17 protein-coding genes are annotated in these 20,478 nt (G+C 63.0%); 4 read left to right on the forward strand and 13 right to left on the reverse strand.

Features of this window, described 5'->3' with window-relative positions:
• From FSO04_RS38220 to mprF, 6 genes are all read right to left on the reverse strand, one after another.
• Nucleotides 1–439 (reverse strand): pyridoxal-phosphate dependent enzyme (locus tag FSO04_RS38220; RefSeq protein ID WP_174825336.1); only part of this gene is annotated, 439 nt, incomplete at its 3' end.
• Between the two features lie 352 nt (nt 440–791).
• Entirely contained in the window at nt 792–2,609 is a 1,818-nt protein-coding gene (locus FSO04_RS38225) for a serine aminopeptidase domain-containing protein (RefSeq protein ID WP_233465152.1), read from the reverse strand.
• A gap of 22 nt (nt 2,610–2,631) precedes the next feature.
• A complete protein-coding gene (locus FSO04_RS38230; protein ID WP_154566642.1) occupies nt 2,632–2,892 on the reverse strand; it encodes an acyl carrier protein in 261 nt (86 codons plus the stop codon).
• A 44-nt stretch (nt 2,893–2,936) separates the two neighbouring features.
• The gene (locus tag FSO04_RS38235) at nt 2,937–4,484 is read right to left on the reverse strand and encodes an amino acid adenylation domain-containing protein (RefSeq protein WP_154566643.1); all 1,548 of its coding nucleotides are present in this window, start codon (nt 4,482–4,484) and stop codon (nt 2,937–2,939) included.
• Nucleotides 4,485–4,825: 341 nt separating this feature from the next.
• Entirely contained in the window at nt 4,826–6,091 is a 1,266-nt protein-coding gene (locus FSO04_RS38240; RefSeq protein ID WP_154566644.1) for a virulence factor family protein, read from the reverse strand.
• Nucleotides 6,088–8,640 (reverse strand): bifunctional lysylphosphatidylglycerol flippase/synthetase MprF, encoded by a 2,553-nt coding sequence (gene mprF / locus FSO04_RS38245; RefSeq protein WP_233465156.1) that lies wholly within the window; start codon nt 8,638–8,640, stop codon nt 6,088–6,090. Before mprF ends, FSO04_RS38240 begins: the two co-directional genes overlap by 4 nt.
• 250 nt (nt 8,641–8,890) lie before the next feature.
• Between mprF and FSO04_RS38250 the strand changes: the two genes are divergently transcribed.
• The 3 genes from FSO04_RS38250 to FSO04_RS38255 all read left to right on the forward strand — a co-directional run bounded on the left by FSO04_RS38250 (nt 8,891) and on the right by FSO04_RS38255 (nt 9,957).
• On the forward strand, nt 8,891–9,043 hold the full coding sequence (locus tag FSO04_RS38250) for a hypothetical protein (RefSeq protein ID WP_154566646.1): 153 nt from the start codon (nt 8,891–8,893) through the stop codon (nt 9,041–9,043).
• 110 nt (nt 9,044–9,153) lie between these two features.
• Nucleotides 9,154–9,288: a hypothetical protein gene (locus FSO04_RS48410; protein ID WP_267905075.1), complete on the forward strand. Its 135-nt coding sequence runs from the start codon at nt 9,154–9,156 to the stop codon at nt 9,286–9,288.
• 126 nt (nt 9,289–9,414) lie between these two features.
• Entirely contained in the window at nt 9,415–9,957 is a 543-nt protein-coding gene (locus FSO04_RS38255) for a PaaI family thioesterase (RefSeq protein ID WP_154566647.1), read from the forward strand.
• 152 nt (nt 9,958–10,109) lie between these two features.
• On the opposite strand, the gene FSO04_RS46590 is transcribed toward FSO04_RS38255, so the two are convergent.
• Nucleotides 10,110–10,259, reverse strand: a complete 150-nt coding sequence (locus tag FSO04_RS46590; protein WP_166618335.1) for a hypothetical protein — start codon at nt 10,257–10,259, stop codon at nt 10,110–10,112.
• A gap of 235 nt (nt 10,260–10,494) precedes the next feature.
• Between FSO04_RS46590 and FSO04_RS38260 the strand changes: the two genes are divergently transcribed.
• Entirely contained in the window at nt 10,495–11,892 is a 1,398-nt protein-coding gene (locus FSO04_RS38260; RefSeq protein WP_097392831.1) for an MFS transporter, read from the forward strand.
• A gap of 38 nt (nt 11,893–11,930) precedes the next feature.
• On the opposite strand, the gene FSO04_RS38265 is transcribed toward FSO04_RS38260, so the two are convergent.
• From FSO04_RS38265 to FSO04_RS38290, 6 genes are all read right to left on the reverse strand, one after another.
• On the reverse strand, nt 11,931–13,904 hold the full coding sequence (locus FSO04_RS38265) for a PAS domain-containing hybrid sensor histidine kinase/response regulator (protein ID WP_154566648.1): 1,974 nt from the start codon (nt 13,902–13,904) through the stop codon (nt 11,931–11,933).
• Nucleotides 13,905–14,037: 133 nt separating this feature from the next.
• On the reverse strand, nt 14,038–15,600 hold the full coding sequence (locus FSO04_RS38270; RefSeq protein ID WP_154566649.1) for a DHA2 family efflux MFS transporter permease subunit: 1,563 nt from the start codon (nt 15,598–15,600) through the stop codon (nt 14,038–14,040).
• A 79-nt stretch (nt 15,601–15,679) separates the two neighbouring features.
• Complete coding sequence (locus tag FSO04_RS38275; RefSeq protein WP_154566650.1) at nt 15,680–16,921, reverse strand: HlyD/EmrA/EmrK family protein; 1,242 nt, start codon at nt 16,919–16,921, stop codon at nt 15,680–15,682.
• A gap of 42 nt (nt 16,922–16,963) precedes the next feature.
• Nucleotides 16,964–18,496, reverse strand: a complete 1,533-nt coding sequence (locus tag FSO04_RS38280; RefSeq protein WP_154566651.1) for an efflux transporter outer membrane subunit — start codon at nt 18,494–18,496, stop codon at nt 16,964–16,966.
• Nucleotides 18,497–18,568: 72 nt separating this feature from the next.
• On the reverse strand, nt 18,569–19,006 hold the full coding sequence (locus tag FSO04_RS38285) for a MarR family winged helix-turn-helix transcriptional regulator (RefSeq protein ID WP_154566652.1): 438 nt from the start codon (nt 19,004–19,006) through the stop codon (nt 18,569–18,571).
• 197 nt (nt 19,007–19,203) lie between these two features.
• Nucleotides 19,204–20,253, reverse strand: coding sequence for an NAD(P)/FAD-dependent oxidoreductase (locus FSO04_RS38290; RefSeq protein ID WP_154566653.1), 1,050 nt, complete (start codon nt 20,251–20,253; stop codon nt 19,204–19,206).
• Nucleotides 20,254–20,478: the final 225 nt, after the last annotated feature.

The raw sequence follows: 20,478 nt of genomic DNA on the forward strand, positions 1-20,478 counted from the left end.
CATCGCTATAGGATTCGCCGAACTGCACGACTTCGACGGTCGCCCCGCCATGCGCGCGCACCGCGTCGACTTTCACCTGCGGGGTCGTCACGGGCACCACGATGATCGCCTTCACCCCCATGCGGGCTGCCGACAACGCGACGCCCTGCGCATGATTGCCCGCCGACGCGGTAATGACGCCCCGCTCCAGCGCATCCGCCGGAATATGCGCCATCTTGTTGTACGCGCCGCGCACCTTGAACGAGAACACTGGCTGGTTGTCCTCACGCTTCAGATAAACCGGATTACGCAGCCGTGCCGACAGATTCGGCGCGCGTTCGAGTTCGGTCTCGCGGGCTACGTCATAGACGCGCGCGGTCAGGGTTTTCTTCAGGTAGTCGTGGCGCAATGCGACGCTGTCAGCGGCTTCGTCGACCTTATTGAGTTCGTGTAACGGCAAGGCAAGCTCCTGTGCGGCAAGGACAAGTCATCAAAGAGATCACCAGGAGGCAGGCAGAAAGCGGACATAAAAAAACCCGCCTCGTGGGGCGGGTTATTGTCACTGCGTATCAGACGCGCGCTAACCCACCATTCGATGAATGGTGCTAATAATCAGCGCAATACGGATGTCGAGGCAGTTCATGCGTCCGATCTTCGTTGACTGGACGGGCTTTGTCAATCCCTGTTCGTTACGCCGGGCAGCGTCGTCTATGGGCCTCACGAGGTCGACCGCGTCACGCAGTATTGCTGCCAGCGCGGCAAACGGCATGGCAACCCACGCGGAAACCGGTGCCGCGGAAGACACCGCGAACTCAAGGCTGCGGGACTTCCGCGACATGCAAGCGGGGATTCGGCGCGACGGTTTCACGCCGCGCACCCAGCACGCTTTCGCGCAGAAACGCGTCGAACTGCGCCATCACCGCATCACGCGCCGCGCGTGAAAAGAGCGCGTGATCCACCTTCCCCACCACCTTTACGCTGACGTTCCTCAGCTTGCCGAGCTGGCTGCCGTTCGGTCCAAAATGAATCTCCAGCTCGTCCAGCCCCTCGTCGAGCGGACCGTACATCAGCGCGGTTCGCACACCCTTGCGCTCGAGTTCCAGCGCGATTCTGCGGACCGATCCACCTGGCGTCGACTGCCCGAAGAGCCGTTCGAGCGCCGTACTGACACGCGCGGTGATGCGCGCGCATAGACGGCGCGTGAGTTCCGCGATGATCGCGCGACCGTTCGCCTGTCCGGTCAATAGCCGCAGCCACTTGCGTGGATTGCGCATCGCGCGCCGGTAGACGACGCTCGACGCCACGTGCTGCGCGCCCGGCCGCGTCCGCGCGCCGCCCCACACAAAAAACGGCAGGTTGACGGAGGCGCAGCCTGCCACGGCTGGGTGAGCGAGCGCCGTATGAAGACTGACGTACGCGCCCGTGCAGACGCCGAACATGACGGTCTTCGAATGGCCCTTTGCCACCAGCCAGTCGACCCCGGCCCTGGCGTCGGCGACTGCGTACCGGGCGTACGCCATGTCGAGCGTCAGCGCTTCATCACGACGAAGACTGTCGCCGAGACCGCTGAGGTCCATGCGCAACGACGCGATGCCCTGAGCCGCGAGATGCCGCGCCATCAGCACCGTGAAGCGGCCGTCGCCGACGCGGTGCACGCCGCCCGTGTTGACGAAAAGCACCGCCGGGGCGCCTTCAAGTGCGCGCAATGGCTGACAGAACACGCCGGCGTAACGCCCGCCATCGAACACGACTGGCGTCTCACGGCCATGCGCGAACTCGATCCTCGCGGTGGCTGCGCAGCCTCGCATCTCGACGGCCGTCCCGGCCGCTGTGCCTGCGCTCGCACCCAGCCATTCGAGCGCGCTATCGAAAGCCTGGCCAGGCGTCTCGCTGTAGCTAGGATCGAGCAGGAACCTGCTGTACTCGCTGAAAATCTGCAGGTCAACCTGGACGCCCTGCGCCTGGTAATGCGCGGCCAGCCGCTTCAGACGCGCACTTTCGTTCAGGTCCTGCAGCAGCACCCGCTGCGCGGGACATTGCACGCCCTGCTCGAGATCGATCTTCGCGAGCATCTCGAGCGAGTCCGGATAGAGACGGAAGCCATGCGCACCGATCGTTTCCGCAGCCTCCGCATCGGGAGTGAGTCCGAGCGCTTGTTGCGCACTGAGCCAGCTTTGATGCTGGATTTCCAACTCGCGGATATAGCTCTTGCCCGAACTGACCGGCATGAGCAGCACGAGATTTTCGACGCCGCCCAACTCCTCGGCGGCCAACGCCGCGAGCGTGGCCCCCAGACGCAACCCGCATAGACTCAGGCGCGTCACGCCGGTTTCGGCGCGAAGCCACGTCGCAGCCGTCTTGATACTGTCGAGCCATGCGCGTAAGCGCTGCGGATCTTCCTCGTGGCCGCTCGAATCGCCGGTGCCGGGGTAGTCGAAGCGCAGCGTGGGCATGCCGCGCGCCGCGAGCGCCTCGGCGAATTCGCGCCAGCCGTGATACGTGCACAGTGCTTCATAGCCGAACGGATTGCAGAGCACCACGCCCATCTCCGCCTGAGCGCCAGCCGGCCGGTGCAGCCATCCGAAACAGCCGTCGAAAGTTACCGGCGTCATGGTGGACGGATTCGTCATGATCGGTTGCCGGAGCGCCACGTCAGGTTCGCGGCGCAAGCGATTCCTCGGGCACGAGATGCGCAATCACGCGAGCGAGGGAATCGATGCTCTGAAACAGATCGTGGGTAATCAGCGCGGCTGGAATTTCGATGGCGAAGGTTTCTTCGATGGCCATCATGAGGCGAACCGATCCGAGCGATGACAAACCTGCCGCATAGAGATCGTCGCGATCACCTAGTGCATCGACCGGTACGTCGAGACAGGCGATCTCCTGAAGCAGGCCGCGCATGTGATTTTTCATTTGACACCCCGAATACCTGAATTTTCAGCTACAGCATCGATGCATCAGGCGAGCGCATCGCTGCTTGCACAGCATTCGGCGAGCGCCTTCCTGTCGATCTTTCCGTTCGTACTGAGCGGCAACGCGTCGAGTTGCACGATCCGTTGCGGCACGGCATAGACCGGCAAGCGCTGACGGCACGCCTGCAGAATCTGTAGCGCGCTGCCTTGCGCGCTGGTCACGAAGGCAATCAGGCCGCCGGCACGGCCCGCATCGTCGACGGGCCATGCGACCACCGCGCAGAGCGCCGCCTGGCTGCATGCCTGCACGACATGTTCGACTTCTTCGAGCTCGATCCGATTGCCGCGTATCTTGATCTGCGTGTCCAGCCGCCCTTGAAACACAATGCCCTGCCCGGCTACCTCGCGCGCGGCGTCCGAGCTTCGATACCAGCGTTGCGACCTGCGGCCCGGATAGGTCATCGAGACAAAACGGCAATTGCCTGGCTCGTCCGCTGACAGATAGCCCGCGGCTAACTGGGGCCCGCCGATCAGCAACTCACCGCTTTCACCGGGCGCTACCGGCGCGAGCGCCGCGTCGACGATCAACAGTTCCATCCCCGGCAATGCGCCGCCGAGCGGCATAACCGCATGCTGCGGATCGCCGGGAGAATCCGGCGTGACTTCGAAAGCCGCGCAGGCCACCGTGGTTTCCGTCGGTCCGTACATATTCAGTACCCGGCTGTTCGGCGCGGCTTGCAACCACGCCTGCACCAACAAACGCGGCAAGGGCTCACCGCCGAACAGGGTGACGCGCACGCTCGGAAATTCGTTCGCGCCCAGTTTGCGAAATTGCTGCATGAAGCCGGCCACCGAGGGCACGCTGCTCCAGTGCGTAATCGCGTGGTCCTTGATAAAGGCCGCGTTGTAGATCGGCTCGACAGTCTTCGGCACGTACAGGCAGCCGCCGTTTGCCCAGCACACGAACATGTCGTGTACTGACGGATCGAAAGTGAGTTCGCACCATTGCGCGTAGCGCGCACGGGGCATCCTGCCCAGCAGTTGCAGTTGCCCGGTTACGTAGGCGTGAGCGTTGGCGTGCGAGATCGGTACGCCTTTGGGCGCGCCGGTCGAACCGGACGTGAAGAGTACGTAGGCCAGATCGTGCGGTGCGCGTGACGTGGCGGCTTCTGCAACTGATGGTTCGGAATGGAGCCCGCCTTCGTCATCCAGCAGCAATATCCGCGGACAGTCGTCAAGCAACGACAACACTTCGCCGAGCACTGCCTTGCAACGCCGGTCGACCAGCAGCAGCGGCGCGCCCGACTGCTCGATCACGGCTGCAATGCGCGCGGCAGGTACGTTGGGATTGAGCGGCACGTAAGCGAAACCCGCCTTGAGGATCCCCAGCAGGCCGGCGTAGGCGGCCACACTGCGATGCGCGAACAGCAGACAGCGTCCGAGCCGGCCGGCCGGCATGGCGGCCGTCAATCCGGCCGCGATCCGGCGCGCCCGCGATGCGAGTTCGTCATAGCCATAGAGGCATTCATCGACCCATAGCGCGGGACTATCCGGCTCGCTCGCGGCAGTGTCGAAGAAGAAGGAATCCAGCATTCACAGTCTCGGTCCATTAGGCATGGAACCGGCGCGCGCATCGGCTGATCCGAACGGGCGCGAAAAAAGTTGCCGGTTATGCCGAAAGCACGCTGCCGGAGGCGTGAGCGACCCAGTAACGCGCTGCGTTATCGCAGGAGAGTTTCACAAGAAAGAGGCGCGGACGACACCGAGGAAAGCCGGTGTCCTCACGCGATATCGCTAGAGAACGCTGTCGTCCAAGGCTTCGTGAGAATCATAGGATCCGGCACGGCCGGTATATGTGCGATACCGCTCTCAACAGACGAATGAGGGGTGTTTGACGGTGCGCCGCTGCGAGCGGCGCGCTTCATACAGGTGTGTTAATTACGCACACCGCTTTGCTTCCGGAAGGCGTCCAGAATGTGCCGCTCCAACGCGTTGTAGTCGCGGCCGAAGTGATGGTCGCCCGACGTACGAATCACCTCGACGCCGGTGTTGGTCAGCGCCGGACACAAGGTGTCCTTCTCGTCTTCACCGTAGAAGCACTGCACGATCGCGGGTGGTACGCGTGCAAATTCCGGCTGCACCTTCAAGGCTTTGTCGCTCGCCGGCATACCGAGCCAGCCGCCCACGCGGATCTGGAAATCGGCGTCGGGCGCGAAACCGAGCAGCGCAATTAGCGACACTTTCGCACGCAGCGCTTCAGGCAAGCGGTTATAGGCGAACGGCATGACGTCGGCGCCGAACGAATAGCCGACGAGCGCAATATGGTCCGCATGCCAGCGTGCCCCGTAGGTCTGTATCACGCGCGCGAGATCGCGGCTCGTCTGAGCCGGTGTCTTTTCGCTCCAGAAGTAGCGGAGGCTGTCGATGCCGATCACCGAAACGCCGTCTTTCTGCAAGGCGAGCGAGATGGTCTTGTCGAGGTCGCGCCAGCCGCCGTCGCCGGAAATCACGATCGCCATGAGGCCGTTCGGATGCGCTGCGGGCAATTCGATCAGCGGCAGATCGGAGACGTCGTCATCGTTCGTCGACGCTGTCTGCAAATGCGGCGTGACCATCGCAACGAGCCGCGTGCGATCGCCGTTGCCGGGCGTCGCCTTTTCGACGAAGCCAGGCACCTTGTCGCGGATGATCGTCGGGTCCGGCGGGCACGGTTGGAAGCGCGAATCCAGCGTGCGCTCCGCGTCCACCGAGACCGCGCCGGCAACCGTATTCGACGGCGCCTGTTCGAGCACATGCATCGCCAGCGTCGCGCCCTGCCCCGTACCCGCGACGATCGGCGCGAAATAGCGGCTCGATTGCGATTGCCGTTCGAGTTGATGGCTCAAGGCTTCAGCGTCGCCCACCAGTTGATGGCAGGCTTCCTGTTTCGCGCTCAGATTGGCCGCATAGCGCGCCGTATCCACGCCGACGGTCAACGCCCCGGCCTTGGCGAGCGCATCGGCGGTTTGCTGGTCGGCCGCACTCCAGCCGCCGGCCGCCGAGTAAAGCACCACGAAGCCGCGCAAGGGGCCGGCTGGCTGTGTCACCGTCACGTCGCCATAACGGCCACCTGATACGGTGGTGGTTGCGGCCAGGGCGGCCGCGCTGCCAACAACAAGGCCCGCCGCCACGGCGAGCCTGAAAAACGGATGCAATGTCATGAACGCCGGCCTCCTGCCAGCAATGACAGGTCCGCGAGCGTGAAGAACACACCCATCGAACCTGACGCCGCGAGATAGCGCGGCTCCCAATGCGGCTGGAACTTGCTCTTGAAAGCACGCAGTCCGCGGAAGTTATAGAAGCGGCCGCCGAAGCGCCACACGATGCCCGCCAGCCGATGCCAGCGCGACGCGAGCGGTGTCGGCTGCATGCCGGAGAGCGGCGCGATGCCGAGACTGAGCGAGCGAAACCCCGCCTGCTTCAGATGCAGCGCCAGTTGGGTAAACAGATATTCCATCGCATACGGCGACGCACTTTCCACGTGCCGCATCACGCCGACCGTTGCTTCGGTGTTCATGTCGGTTGTCATGAAGGTCACGAAAGCGGCCGGCTCGCCGTTCTGGCGCACCAGCATCACGGATTGCGCGGCGAGGTATTCGTCGGTAAACGCTGCCACCGAAAAGCTCTTTTCGCGCGCGTCGCGGCTATCGAGCCAGCCGTCGGAAATCTCGCGCAGCGTTTCGAGCGACGCAGGCACATCGGCCTGATCGATCACTTCGACGGCAAAGCCGTCACGTTCGCCGCGCTTGAGCGCATAGCGCAGATGCGCGCGATGCGAGCCCTTCAGGTCGAAATCGTCGAGCACCACGTGGGCTTCTTCGCCGAGCTTCATCAGCGTGAGGCCGGCGTCGAGGTAAAGCGGCAAGGCATTGGCGCGCACCTGATAGAACGCGGCACGGCCGCCGTGTGCATGCGCGAGCGCGACGAACTTGCTGATCAAGCCGGCCCACTCCTCGCGCGGCCCAACCGGATCGTGAAGCGCGGCCCACGTGCGGCCGTTTTTTGCGTACATCAGGAAGGCTTCGCGCGATTCGGAAAAGAGGAAACTCTTGTCGCCCATCAGCGCGAGGCCGGCGTCGCTGCGCTCCTGGGCGCGCACGATGCGCGCCGCGTCTTGCAGATCCTGCGGAGCAGGCATGACGAAACGGCCCGCCGCAGGGCGCAGCAATTGCCAGAAAGAGAACGTGGCGGCGAACAGGCTGGCGGCCAGGGTCGCGCGCAGCGCACGCGGGGCGCGTTCGTCGAAAGCGAATTGCCACCAAAGGTCGCGCGTGTACGGCACGTCGCGGAACGCAAACAGCATCACCCACACGGCGAGCGCGAGCACCATCGCCACCGACACCAGCCAGCCCGCCGTAAAGCGCTCGGCAAACAGCGACGAATGGCGGTTGAAACGGCGGCGCGTGGACAACAGCAGCGCGATCAGCATGCCAAGCACACTCGCTTCCACGAAGGCGAGGCCTTTGGTCAGCGAGAGCGCGAGGCTCAGCACCGCCAGCAGCAAGGTCATCCACCACGCGGCGTCCAGACGCCGCAGCAAACCACGCGCGACGAACAACAGCAGCACGCCGAGCACGCTGCACAGCATCTGCGAGCTTTCGAGCACCCACAGCGGCAGCACGTCGCGCAGAATCCGGATGCGCTGCCAGAACGCGGGCGTCGCGCTGGAAATCACCAGCATGCCGCCCACGACGAAAGTCACGAGGCTCAGAAACAGCGGCGCGAGTTTGTAGGCACCTGCCGCGTGCCGCAGTGGCAGGCGGCTTTTCAGCGCGCGACCTTCGAAGCCGGCGAGCAGCGCCGCCGAGACGATCAGCGGCACGCCGAAGTAAATCGCGCGATAAGCAAGCAACGCCGCGACCATCTGATGCGTTTGCACGCTGCCGTTCAGCGTGAACACCATCGCGGCTTCGAACACGCCGACACCGCCGGGTGTGTGGCCGATCATGCCGAGCAGCATCGCGGCGGCATAGACGGTGATGAAGGTCACGAAGCCGACGTCCGCATGCGGCAGCAGCGCCCACAGCGCGAGACCCGCGGCCACCACGTCGAGTACCGCGAGGGCCACTTGCGCGAGCAGATCGCGGCGCGCCGGGATGTCGAACGACAGCCACTGCCAGCGCGTGCGGATCGGTCGCGTGTCGCGACGGCAGGCGGCGGCCGCGAGTCCGAGCACGACGAGCAGCGCCGCGCCGCTCCAACGCAGCGTAAGCGGCGGGAGATGCAGCATCGTCGCAAGCGGGTCGGCGAGGCACACCATGCCGAGTGCCGTCATCAACACCAGCGCGAGCCCGAGCGACACGCTCGTGAACACGGTCATGCGGCCGATCTGTGCGGGGGTGACGTTCGACACCCCGTAGACGCGCACGCGCACCGCGCCGCCCGTCAACGCACCGAAGCCGGTCGCATTGCCGAGCGCGGAGCCCGCGGTCGCGCCGATCCACAGGGCCGCGCGCGGCACCGCCGCGCCCAGGTAGCGCAAGCCGACCGCGTCGCGACCGACCAGCGCGATATAGCTGAGCGTGGTCGCGCCGAGCGCCGCGGCCCACTCGCCTGCCGTCAGGTGACGTAGCTCGCGCATGACCGAGCGATAGTCGACCGCTTGCGAGAGATGTTGCAAGACGAGCAGCAACAGCCCGCAAATGACGAGTGCGAGCAAGGGCGAGAGGAGGCTCCGCTTGCCAAGCGTCTTCGATATACGGTCGAACATCGCGCCTGGCTGGTCGAATTTATTGTTATATCGGTGGAACATGGTCAATGCGGACCTTCGTAGAGCTGTCGTGGCGACGGGTCGTCTGTCACGGCGTCGCCTTACTTCGGCGATTACAAATGGATAACGGCAAAGTGTTGAAAAGGTTGACAGTGTCAGCCAATGTCAGTGAATTCGTCGGGTTTTAACCTGGGCCGGTCATTGAAGCTGAACGCACTTCGCGGCATGACGGGGCGCATGGCAGAGCAATATGGCCGATAAAACGGTCGATATTGCCGATTGGCTTGGCGTGCTGATGAGGACCGCTACGCTCGACAAGGGGCTGGATTTTAAACGCTTATTGAAGATCGCGAGACAAAGATTCGACATGGGGTCGATATCGTTCGATCGCGCACCGTTTTAAAGGCTGATTCGCTCCATCAAGATTTTCGCTGCGCGTGCCGTAATCGAGATCAAGAGCACGGCGCAATGTTGGTTTTTTGCGGCGGAAATGGCGGCAATTGAAGGAGAACGATGATGGCGGATCAGGATTGGGTGATGGCCGGTGTGTATCTGGTCGGGTTGGTGTCGATGGCGCTTCTGATGAGCGCGTTGTCCGCGCGAGCGACCAAAGTGCAGCGCGTGGTTGCATCGCGAATCAGGAAGTAACGCACGGGCGCTGCGCGTGCCGGCAATCCAGAGGTCGCCCTCCAGCGCCCTGATGCGGTTTGGTGCTCTAATCGATGACGATGCATCGATTCCGAAGCACGCTTCCCTCAGGACAGGAGACACGGATTGACGAACGAACAACAGCTCGAACGCTGGCTCGCACGCGAGCAGGAAGTCTTGGCGACGCTTAACGCCGGCCCGGGCCCCGGCGTCGCAAGCCCCGAACAGGTGGCGGGCAAGACCGGCCTGGAAGTCATGCAGGCGATGATGAACGCGGAGCTGCCCTACGCCCCGATTGCGCGCACGCTCGACTTTACGATCGTCGAAGTCAGTGCTGGGCAAGCGGTCTTTCAGGGCACGCCGCTCGCGCAGCATCTGAATCCACTCGGAACCGTGCACGGCGGCTGGATCGCCACCTTGCTCGATTCCGCGCTAGGCTGCTCGGTGCACACGATGATGGCGCCGGGCCGCGGCTACACCACCGCCGAGCTGAGCGTGAATTACGTGAAAGCCGTGACGCCGCGCGTGCAACGCGTGCGCGCCGAAGGCAAGGTGATTCATTGCGGACGGCAACTGGCCACGGCGGAGGCTCGCCTCGTCGGCCCCGACGGCACGCTCTACGCGCATGCCACGACGACCTGTCTGGTGTTCGAGATCCCGAGCCGCTAAAAGATACGGTCAAAACCGCCGGTTGCTTGCCACGGTCGGTGACTTGGCGGCAGCCCGGCTATGCAAGCGTGCGATCCGGCAACTGGCGCTGCGCATGCGTGCGCCCCGCCTTACTTTGCAGCGCCCGTGGTGACACTGGCGCTTCCCGATGCTTACTGCGGACGGCGATGCGCTTCAGCGATCACAGCGCAGTTTTGCAAATGCAGGTTCAGTGCATGCAGAGCCAGTGCGCGGAGCTTGCCCGGCCAGGTGTTAGCGGCGGGTGCAGTGCGGACAGCAGCGGCGTTGGAAGCGGTGTTCATGGTGGACTCCTGTATAGGGTTTATACCTAGGCAATAACCCGATTATAGCCCTCTCATGCCGCACCGCAACAAATATCAAAAATGTCGCCGGCATGTTGTGGGACGGCGACATCCGCGATCCCCGCAGTCTCGAAAAGGGGCGCCATCAGGCGCTGCACTATTAACCATCCGCACCGTACAGGTGCAATAATGTCGCCTTTGCCTGCGACCTCCCGCCGCAGATCGCCCGCCCCTCATGACCGTCGTTCAGAAAGCCCTGATTGCGCCCCTTATCGTCGCATGTGCGATGTTCATGGAAAGCGTCGATGCGAATGTGATCGTCACCGCCTTGCCGGTCATGGCGCGCGACTTCGGGCGCGATCCGGTCACACTGAAAATCGCGGTGACGAGCTACGTGCTCGGTCTCGGTGTGTTTATCCCGGTGTGCGGCTGGCTTGCGGACCGCTTCGGTGCGCGGACGATTTTCCGCACCGCGATCGGCATCTTCGTGACCGGCTCGCTCCTGTGCGCCGCGTCGAACTCGCTGGCCACCTTCACCCTCGCCCGTTTCGTGCAAGGCGTCGGCGGCGCGATGATGGTGCCGGTCGGGCGGATCATCATCTTTCGCGTGGTCCACAAGTCCGACTTCATCCGCGCGATGAACTATCTGAGCGTCCCGGCGCTGCTCGGGCCGGCAGCCGGACCGCTGCTCGGCGGCTTCATCACCACCTATCTGCACTGGCGCCTGATCTTCTTCATCAATGTGCCGATCGGCATTTTGGGTATCTATCTGACCAACCGGTATATCGCCAACACGCGTGAACCGGATCCCGGACCGCTCGACTGGATCGGCTTTTTTCTGTCGGCGGCCGGCGCGGTGCTGCTTCTGCTCGGACTGTCGCTAGTCGGCGGCGAACTCATGTCGAATCGGGACGCGTTCGGCATGTGTGCGAGCGGCGCTGCGCTGCTGGTGGTCTACGTCGCGTACGCACAGCGCGTCAAATTGCCGTTGCTCGATCTGCGCTTCTTCAAGGTACCGACTTTCCAGGCGAGCGTGCTCGGCGGCTCGCTGTTTCGCATCGGCCTCGGCGCGCTGCCCTTTCTGCTGCCGCTGATGCTGCAGGAAGGACACGGCATGAGCGCGTTCGAGTCCGGCCTGATTACCTGCGCGTCCGCGTTCGGCGGCATGTTCATGCGCACCTTCGCCTCGCGCGTGCTGCATCGCTTCGGCTTCCGTTCGGTGCTGGTGGTCAACGCGGCGCTGTCAGGGATTGCGATCGCGGCGTGCGGACTGTTTTTCCCCGGCACGCCGACCTGGATCATCTGGTTCGTCGTGTTGCTCGGCGGCTTCTTCCCCGCGCTGCAATTCACGAGTCTCAACTCGCTGACTTACGCGGAAATCGCCAGCCGCGACGTGGGGCGAGCGACGAGTCTCGGCAGCGTCGTGCAGCAGATGTCGCTCGGCCTGGGCGTGACGGTGGGCGGTATCGTGCTGCAGATTTCGCGCGTGCTGCACGGGCATCCAGGCATCATGTGGTCGGATTTCTGGCCCGCGTTTCTGGTGGTGGGCTTGTGCTCGTTCGCTTCGATTCCGGTCACGCTGCGCATGCCGCATCGCGCGGGTGAAGAAATCTCGCGAGGCGGTCGAGGCTAGCGCCCGCGCTTATCCAGTCAGGAAGCGCGCGTTGACGGCTAGCCGGGACCGCACGGCCGGCGCCGCGTTTCCGCCTGCTCCAGCAACGCTTCGAATAGCGCGAGTTCCACCGGCTTGACGAGATGGGCGTGAAATCCCGCCGATTGCGTACGTTCGCGATCGCTTGCGTGACCGAAGCCGGTCATGGCGGCGAACACCGTGTCGGACAGCGCGGGCATCGCGCGCAACGCCTCGAGCGTCGCGTAACCGTCCATTCTAGGCATCGCAAGGTCGATCAAGGCAAGGTGGGGCGCGAGGCGCGGCGCAACGGCGAGCGCCTGCTGGCCGTCGTAGGCAATGCGGACTTCGTGGCCTTTGAGTTCGAGCAGCATGGCGAGACTGTCGGCGGAGTCGCGATTGTCGTCCACCAACAGAATACGCAACGCAGACACCGCGTTTCCCGCCACGCCGGCCTGATCAGCCTGCTCTGCGGGGAGCGCTGCGGCAAACGGCAAACTGAGCGTGAACGAGCTGCCGCACCCCACTCCCTCGCTGCTCGCGATGATGCTTCCGCCATGCAATTCGACCAGCGATTTGCACAATGTAAGGCCGATGCCGAGGCCACCTTCGCCGAGGCTTTGCCCTTCCTTTTCCTGCGCGAACAACTCGAAGATCGAATCGAGCGAACGTACCGGAATGCCGCGGCCACGATCGCGCACTTCCAGCACAGCCATCTGATGATCGACGCGTCCGAAGATCTCGACGCGGCTGCCAGGCGGCGAAAACTTCGACGCGTTATGCAGCAGGTTTTGCAGCACCTGCACGAGCCGCGTCGTGTCACCGTGCACGATCAGCGGCTCGACCGGCATATGCGTCCCCACGCTCTGTTCCCGCGCATCGGTAAACGGCCGTGCCGCTTCGATCGCACGCGCCACCACTTCGGCCAGATCGACACGCGCGAGGCGCAACTCAACCTTGTCCGACATGATGCGGCCGACGTCGAGCAGATCGTCGACGAGACGCGTGAGGTGCGTGACCTGGCGGTCGATCAGATCGCGCGAGCGCGCCAGCGTGGGGCTCATGCCCGCTTCGAGTTGCATCACGCCGATCGCGTTGCGCACCGGTGCAAGCGGATTGCGCAACTCGTGGGCAAGGGTCGCGAGAAACTTGCGCATGCGCTCGCCGGAGCGCTCCAGCTCTTCGCGCTCACGGCGCTCGGTCAGATCGCGCGTGACTTTGGCGAAACCACGCAACCGGTTCGATTCGTCATAGACGGCGGTGATGTTGACGTTGGCCCAGAAGGTCGTGCCGTCCTTGCGCACGCGCCAGCCCTCGTCTTCGACACGGCCGAGCTGCCTCGCGATCGCCAGTTCGCGCGCGGGCTTGCCGGCCGCTGCTTCTTCGCGCGTGTAGAAGTTCGAGAAATGCTGGCCGACGATTTCCTCGCGTGTATAGCCTTTGATGCGCGCGGCGCCTGCGTTCCAACTCACCACATAGCCGTCCGGATCGAGCATGAAAATCGCGTAGTCTTTCACGTTGTCGACCAACAGACGGAAGCGTTCCTCGCTCTGCCGCAACGCTTCCACAAACGCGCGCTGGGTGGTCAGATCGCGGGTAATTTTGGCGAAGCCGGTCAGCACACCCGCCTCGTCGCGCACCGCCGTGATGACCACGTTGCACCAGAAGGTCGTGCCGTCTTTGCGAACCCGCCAGCCTTCGTCCTCGAAGCGGCCAGTCAGCGCTGCCTGCTGCAACTCGTAAGCGGGCCAGCCGCGCGCCACGGCTTCGGCAGGGTAGAAACGCGAGAAGTGCTCGCCGATGATTTCGCGCGCCGCGTAGCCCTTCAGTTTTTGCGCGCCGGCATTCCAGCTGACGATACGTCCGGTCGGATCCAGCAGGAAGATTGCGTAGTCTTCAATCGACTGGACCAGCGCCCCGTAATCGACCTCGGCGGGCGTGTTCGCGTGGAGCACGCGCGGCTCGTCAGCGGTCTCGCCGTTGTCGCCTGCGGGGGGGACATCAGTCTTGTTCATGGTGAAAAGCGTCTATTGGTATGTTCAGGCAGCATACACCGGCTCACTTCCATATTTCGCTCATGACCCAGCCTCATTGGACAACGTCAGCGGGTTCGATCAAACCACGACCACGCCGCAGAAACTCCGTCCCTCAATGCCCCCCGGCACCAGCCGCCGCTGCCGCACTCGCCTTGTCCGGCTTCGTCACCCAGATCAACGGAATGATCACCACGAAAATCACGGCTGAAAGCCAGAAAATATCGTTCAGACCGAGCATCGCTGCCTGCGTATTCATCGACTGTTCGAAGAACGCCATCGCCTGAGAAGCGCTTCCGCCCAGCGACGCTTGCACGGCGTCCAGAGCGGAAGTGAACGTTGGATTGTTCACACTCGTTTGCTCGGCCAGCCTCGCATGATGCAAGATCGTACGGTCATTCCAACCCGCAGTAGCAAGCGACGTTCCCACTGCCCCGGCAAACACCCGCGCGAAATTCGATAATCCCGCAGCGGCCGGAATCTTGTCGGGTGTGAGGCCGGAAAGAATGATCGCCGTCAGCGGCACAAAGAACAATGCAGTCGGAATACCTTGCAGCAGAGTCGGTAAAACCAGGGTCCACGTATCCACGCCAGTCGTGTAATGCGAGCGCATGAAAAACACGCCGGCAAACCCGAGAAACGCCAGCGTCGCCAAGACTCGCGCATCCGACTTCGGCATGATCTTCGCCATCACCGGCGCGAGAATCACGGCAAAGATGCCAAGCGGTGCGGTAGCCAGACCGGCGTCCACCGACCGGTAGCTCAAGTACTCCTGCATCCATTGCGGCAACAGGACAAGGTTCGAGAAAAACACCGCGTAGGCCACCGAAATCGCAATCGTGCCACCCAGAAAATTACGCCCTCCGAACAATCGCAAGTCGACGATCGGATTCTTCTCGGTCAGCTCCCAGATCAGAAAGAACACAAAGCTGATCGCCGCGAATACGGTCAGCGCGACAATCACAGGCGAATTGAACCAGTCCAGGTCCTTGCCCTTGTCGAGCATGATCTGCAGGGAGCCCACCCATGCGATCAGCGAGAGCAGCCCCACCTTGTCGATCGGCAAGCGTTTGGTCGGGGTTTCGCGCGTGCGGTAGATCGCCCACGTCACGCCTGCTGCAAAGATGCCTACTGGAATATTGATGTAGAAGATCCATGACCACGAGTAGCTATCGGTAATCCAGCCACCGAGCGCCGGGCCGGCGATCGGGCCGACCGTCGCTGTCATGGCCCACAACGCCAAAGCGTGCGAGCTCTTTTCCCGCGGATACGAGCCGAGCAGAATCGCCTGCGACAGCGGAATCAACGGACCCGCCACCGCACCCTGCACGATCCGCGCCGCGAGCAGTACCGGCAGAGTCGGCGCAATGCCGCACAACCACGACGAGAGTACGAACAACAGAATTGCCCACACGAACAGTTTGATTTGCCCGACGCGCTGCGTGAGCCAACCCGTCAACGGAATCGCAATCGCGTTGGCCGCGGCGAACAGCGTAATCACCCACGTCCCCTCGTCCACCGACACACCAAGATTGCCCGCAATGGTCGGAATCGCGACGTTCGCAATCGACGAATCAAGCACGTTCATAAACGTGGCCAATGCCACGGCAAGCGTCGCCAGCACGAGCTTGCCGCCGGTCAGAGGCGGGAGCGTGGCGGAATTGGGCGAACCATTCATTTCATCACCTATGGAAGAAGGCTAATGCCTGACTTGTCAGCTAATCGGTTAAAAAAACGGGCGTCAGGAGATCGCCCGTTCAACCTGCTATCCGTGCTGCGTTCTTTGGTGTCGCGCTTGCCGCTACAGCGCGTGCCGATGGCATGTTCTGCGCGATGATCCTGGCGATTTCGGCGTCGGCGTCGGCGCCGTACTGGGCGAACACGTCCGTGCGATACGTGGTGTTGGTTGCCGCGCCCAGTTGGGTGCCTGACTCGTCGCGCGTTTCGACATCGACTTGCATCGACAAGCCGATCCGCAGCGGATGAGCGTTCAGTTCGTTCTGGTCAAGCTGGATTCGCGCCGGGAGGCGCTGTACCACCTTGATCCAGTTGCCGGTCGCATTCTGCGCGGGCAACACAGCGAATGCGGCCCCCGTGCCCGCCGAAAAACCCACTACGTGGCCGTGATACTTGACGCTCGACCCATACACGTCGGCAGTCAGCGTGACCGGTTGGCTGATGCGCATGTGCTTCAATTGGCCTTCCTTGAAGTTCGCATCGACCCACACGCCGTCGAGCGGCACGATCGCCATCAACGGCGTGCCCGGTGCCACGCGTTGACCGACCTGCACCGAGCGGCGCGCCACATAGCCCGTAACCGGCGCGGGCAAGGTGTTGCGTGCGTAACTTAGGTACGCGTCGCGCACTTTCGAGGCGGCTGCCTGCACGTTCGGATGCTGTTCGACCGACGTGCGATCGGTTAGCGCGTGGTTGGCCGCGGCCTGCTGGCGAGCGGCATCGAGCGCCGCTTGCGCGGAGCTGACGGCGTCGCGCGCATGAGCGATGTCCTCGCCGGATACCGCGCCCGTTTCGGCAACGGCCTGGCGGCGCTTGAGGTCGTCTTCGGTGCGCGCGAGATCGGACTGACGTTGCGCGATGGTCGCGGCGTAGAAGTCGTTGTTCACGTAGAGGCCACTGACCTGTCTCACGGTCTGGCCGAGCGTCGCTTCGGCGTTCGACAGCGCGACTTTCGCGTCGGCGTTATCGAGCGTCACGACCGGTGCGCCCTGCTTGACGATCTGCGTGTCGTCGGCGTTCACTGCCACCACGGTGCCGCTCACTTGCGGCGTCAACTGCACGAGATTGCCGTTGACGTAGGCATCGTCGGTCGACTGATGATATTGACCGTTCGTGATGTAGTAGGCGCCGTAGCCCGCGCCGGCCAACACTACTGTGGCGGCCAGCAAGGCGAGCAGCAGCTTGCGCTTCGCAGGCGCCGTCACCTGCTTGGCTTGGTCCGCGTCCGCCGTCTCGCGGTTGGTGGTGATCGTATCGCTCATTTTGTGGGTCCTGACAGAAAGTGAAAGCGTCGCGATGGCGTCTTAGCGGGTGGCGACGACGGGGTTGGTTTGTACTGCCGAACTGGCCGAGGTTGCCGACGCGGCCACGCTGCCCTGTGCGCGCGAATCAGCGCTGTCGGTATAGCCACCGCCCAATGCGGCAGCCAGAGCAATTTGCTGATCGCGCCGGTTCATCTTCAGATTCGCGACCTGCTGGTCGGCGGCGAGCGCCGTGGTGTCGGCATTCAGTACCGTTAGCTGATTCGCAAGACCGGCCTTGTACTGCGTGAGCGCCAATTGATCGGCACTGCGGGCGGCTTCCTGGGCGGCTTGCGCGTCGCCGAGTTGCTCGTCGGTCGAACGGATTTGCGCGAGTTGCGTCGCGACTTCGGACAGCGCGGTGACGAGCGTCTGGTTGTACGTCGCGACGGCGTAGTCGAAATCGGCATACCGGCCCTTTAGTTGCGCGCGCAACTGACCACCGTCGAAGATCGGCAGATGGATCGCGGGACCGACCGACGCCGTGCGGCTCGCTGCGGTCAGGAAGCGGCCGAAGCCAAACGCGTCGAGACCGATAGCCGCACTTAGGTTGATGTCGGGATAGAACTCGGCCTTGGCTTCCTTCACGTCATGCGTGAGCGCGTCGACGCGCCATCTGGCAGCAACCAGATCCGGGCGGCGGCTCACCAGGTCGGCAGGCAGGTTGTCCGGCAGACGTACTTCGTCACCGATTCCGAGCGTTGGGCGCGCAATCGCGAGGCCACGGTCCGGGCCGGCGCCGAGCAAGGCGGCCAGTTGATAACGGGTGGTGAGGATGCTGCCGTCGAGCGACGCCAACGTCGCACGACTCGTGGCGAGGTTCGCTTGCGCCGTCTTGCGCTCGACCTGGGTATCGAGGCCCGTTGCGATGCGGCCGGCGGTGATGCGGTCGATCTGCTCGCGCTGCGTGATTTCCTGCTGCGCGATGTCGCGTAACGCGTACAGACGGGCGAGCTGGTTATAGGCCCGTGCCGTTGCGGACGTCAGCGACAGCCTGACGACTTCGGCATCCGCCTCGCTCGCCTGCAGTTGAGACAACGAGGCCTTGAGTGCTTCGCGATTCTTGCCCCACAAGTCCAGATCGTAGGAAGCGGATAACAGGCCTTTGTTCTCCGATTGCCATGAACCGCCAAACGGCGGCGGCACCAGCGCCGTGCCCGAATACTGCTGGCGCGTGAACGAATACGTGGCGCCGACTTGCGGCATCGTGCTGGCCTTCGCCGTGTCGCTATACGCAGCGGCTGCGGCAACGCGTGCCCGGGCCTGTTCGATCGACGGATTGCCCTTCAGCGCTTCCACAAGCAAGGCCTTCAGTTGCGCGTCGCCGAACTGATCCGCCCAATCGGCGGCGGGCCAATGGCCGTGATCCGCGGGGAGGCTTTGTTGCGTCGCGTAGGTCTGCGGCTGTGCCATCTGTTTGTCGCTCGAGATGCCAGCGTAGTTCGCGCAAGCCGACAGCACGGCCGCGAAGATTGCCGTCACGCCCACCTTCGCGATGCGTGACCTGGCTGCCTGCCTATTTAGCTGCAATATCATTTGCTGACCTGTCAGATATTAGGGTAAAAAAATGGCTGCAATCGTTCGCAGCGTTGTTTGCCTCGTTGCTTGCTAGTCTTCGAGAAACTTGTTCAGCAGGCGGCGCAATTCCTCGAATTCGGCTTTGGTGAATTTCCTCAAACGCCCGTTCAGCACCGCCGGAGCAATCTGCGGAAGATGCTCGGCGACGTCCTCCCCTGCCTTCGTCAACTTCAGATTGACGACGCGCCGGTCCTCGATACTGCGCGAGCGCTCCAGCAGACCTTTGGTCTCGAGCTTGTCGAGCATGCGTGTCATCAAACCCGTGTCGATACCAAGATGTTTGGACAACTCAAACGGCGTGGTCGCAATGTCCTGACGCAACGACAGCAGGATGCCCATTTGCTGGCTGGTGATATCCAGATCTTTAAGCGCGGCGTCCATTTCCGTAATCAACACGTTGCGCGCCTTGTTGATGGCGAACCCCACACTGTTTGTCAGACCGAAACTCTCCGGCGTGTAGTGATCCATGCGTAGCTCCTTGTTGGTTGGAATCAATATATCTGCATAGTCAGATACTGTCAAATTTAAATTTGTAGAAGTCAGATTCATGAATGCAAGGCGGGACGACAAGTATGTGCAGACGAATCCATTGCGCGTGGGCCGATGATCGCGGGGCGGACCGCGGAGAACGGCCTCCCGCGCCGGCTGGACGATATAGCCCGCCGTCAGACCGCCGCGCCAACCTTTTCCGCCAGCTTCGCGTCGTAACTGGAATGGACGTGCACCCGCTTCTTCTCCGGATAGGCGTACGCGTATGCCTTGCGCAGCGCCAGCGACGCCTCGTGAAAACCGGACAGAATCAGCTTCTGCTTGTTTGGATAGTTGGCGATGTCGCCGACCGCGAAAATGCCGGGCCGCGAGCTTTCGTAGTTGGACGTATCCACGTCGACGCGGCCGCCGTGGATCGACAGATTCCACTGCGCGATTGGCCCGAGATCGGCAACCAGCCCGTACAGCACGACGAGTTGCTCGGTGTCGAGTTGCGTTTCGCCTTCGATATGCCGCAGCGCGATCGACTTCAGCGTATCGCCTTCGACGTTGAGCCCCGAAATCGCGCCGACGATGAAGTCCATCTCGCCGGCCTCGACCGCGCGCCGCATCGACTCGACGCTCGAATCCGCCGCACTGAAGCCGTTGCGACGATGCACCAGCGTTACGCGCCGCGCGACCTTGCGCAGTGCCAACGCCCAGTCGAGCGCGGAATCGCCGCCGCCGGCCACCACCACTGTCTTGCCGGCGAAATCGGCGAGACGTTGCACGCTGTAGTGCACGTGACGCGACTCCAGCGGCACGGCTTCCGCGAGCGTCAGTTTTTGCGGCACGAACGCGCCATTGCCGGCGGCAAGCAGAATCGCCGCCACGTCGAATACGAGGCCGCGGTCGGTGCGCACGGTCCAGCGTCCATCGTCGCGCTGCTCGACCGACTCGACCCGTTGCTCGAGATGGATGGGCACATCGAACGGCTTGCATTGCGCCATCAAACGCTCGACCAGTTCGCGCGCGGTACACGAGGGAATCGCGGGAATGTCGTAGATCGGCTTGTCCGGATAGAGCTCGATGCACTGCCCGCCCACCTTGCCGAGCCCATCGACGATCTGGCACGACAGGCCGATTACACCGGCTTCGAAAGCGGCAAAAAGGCCGACAGGCCCGGCGCCGACAATCAGGACATCGGAGCGAATCGGTTGCAAAAGCGGGTCTGTTGCGAACGTCATTCGGAGTCTCATGGGGTAGATCGATGATCCACCATACAGAATCGCCCGAAGCCCGGCAACGATGCCATTACAGGCGATAAGGACGCTTGGGTTCAGCAGGACTCAGACCGCCGGCGGCGCACGGAGACCTCGTTGAATAGATTCAATTTATGGAACTATAAGAAAACAACATTATTTTTATAGCCGACGGCTTCGTATAGTCGAGCCCAGTTCGAATGCGCCCTC

Source organism: Paraburkholderia madseniana, assembly GCF_009690905.1.
Lineage (GTDB): Bacteria > Pseudomonadota > Gammaproteobacteria > Burkholderiales > Burkholderiaceae > Paraburkholderia > Paraburkholderia madseniana.

What these genes read in the sequence shown, in the direction of transcription:
- FSO04_RS38230 (WP_154566642.1), bottom strand. Translation starts at nt 2,892, where the DNA reads ATGAAAAATCACATGCGCGGCCTGCTTCAGGAGATCGCCTGTCTCGAC.
- FSO04_RS38290 (WP_154566653.1), bottom strand. Translation starts at nt 20,253, where the DNA reads ATGACGTTCGCAACAGACCCGCTTTTGCAACCGATTCGCTCCGATGTC.
- FSO04_RS38280 (WP_154566651.1), bottom strand. Translation starts at nt 18,496, where the DNA reads ATGATATTGCAGCTAAATAGGCAGGCAGCCAGGTCACGCATCGCGAAG.
- FSO04_RS38285 (WP_154566652.1), bottom strand. Translation starts at nt 19,006, where the DNA reads ATGGATCACTACACGCCGGAGAGTTTCGGTCTGACAAACAGTGTGGGG.
- FSO04_RS38235 (WP_154566643.1), bottom strand. Translation starts at nt 4,484, where the DNA reads ATGCTGGATTCCTTCTTCTTCGACACTGCCGCGAGCGAGCCGGATAGT.
- mprF (WP_233465156.1), bottom strand. Translation starts at nt 8,640, where the DNA reads ATGTTCGACCGTATATCGAAGACGCTTGGCAAGCGGAGCCTCCTCTCG.
- FSO04_RS38225 (WP_233465152.1), bottom strand. Translation starts at nt 2,609, where the DNA reads ATGACGAATCCGTCCACCATGACGCCGGTAACTTTCGACGGCTGTTTC.
- FSO04_RS38275 (WP_154566650.1), bottom strand. Translation starts at nt 16,921, where the DNA reads ATGAGCGATACGATCACCACCAACCGCGAGACGGCGGACGCGGACCAA.
- FSO04_RS38270 (WP_154566649.1), bottom strand. Translation starts at nt 15,600, where the DNA reads ATGAATGGTTCGCCCAATTCCGCCACGCTCCCGCCTCTGACCGGCGGC.
- FSO04_RS38265 (WP_154566648.1), bottom strand. Translation starts at nt 13,904, where the DNA reads ATGAACAAGACTGATGTCCCCCCCGCAGGCGACAACGGCGAGACCGCT.
- FSO04_RS48410 (WP_267905075.1), top strand. Translation starts at nt 9,154, where the DNA reads ATGATGGCGGATCAGGATTGGGTGATGGCCGGTGTGTATCTGGTCGGG.
- FSO04_RS38260 (WP_097392831.1), top strand. Translation starts at nt 10,495, where the DNA reads ATGACCGTCGTTCAGAAAGCCCTGATTGCGCCCCTTATCGTCGCATGT.
- FSO04_RS38240 (WP_154566644.1), bottom strand. Translation starts at nt 6,091, where the DNA reads ATGACATTGCATCCGTTTTTCAGGCTCGCCGTGGCGGCGGGCCTTGTT.
- FSO04_RS38250 (WP_154566646.1), top strand. Translation starts at nt 8,891, where the DNA reads ATGGCCGATAAAACGGTCGATATTGCCGATTGGCTTGGCGTGCTGATG.
- FSO04_RS46590 (WP_166618335.1), bottom strand. Translation starts at nt 10,259, where the DNA reads ATGAACACCGCTTCCAACGCCGCTGCTGTCCGCACTGCACCCGCCGCT.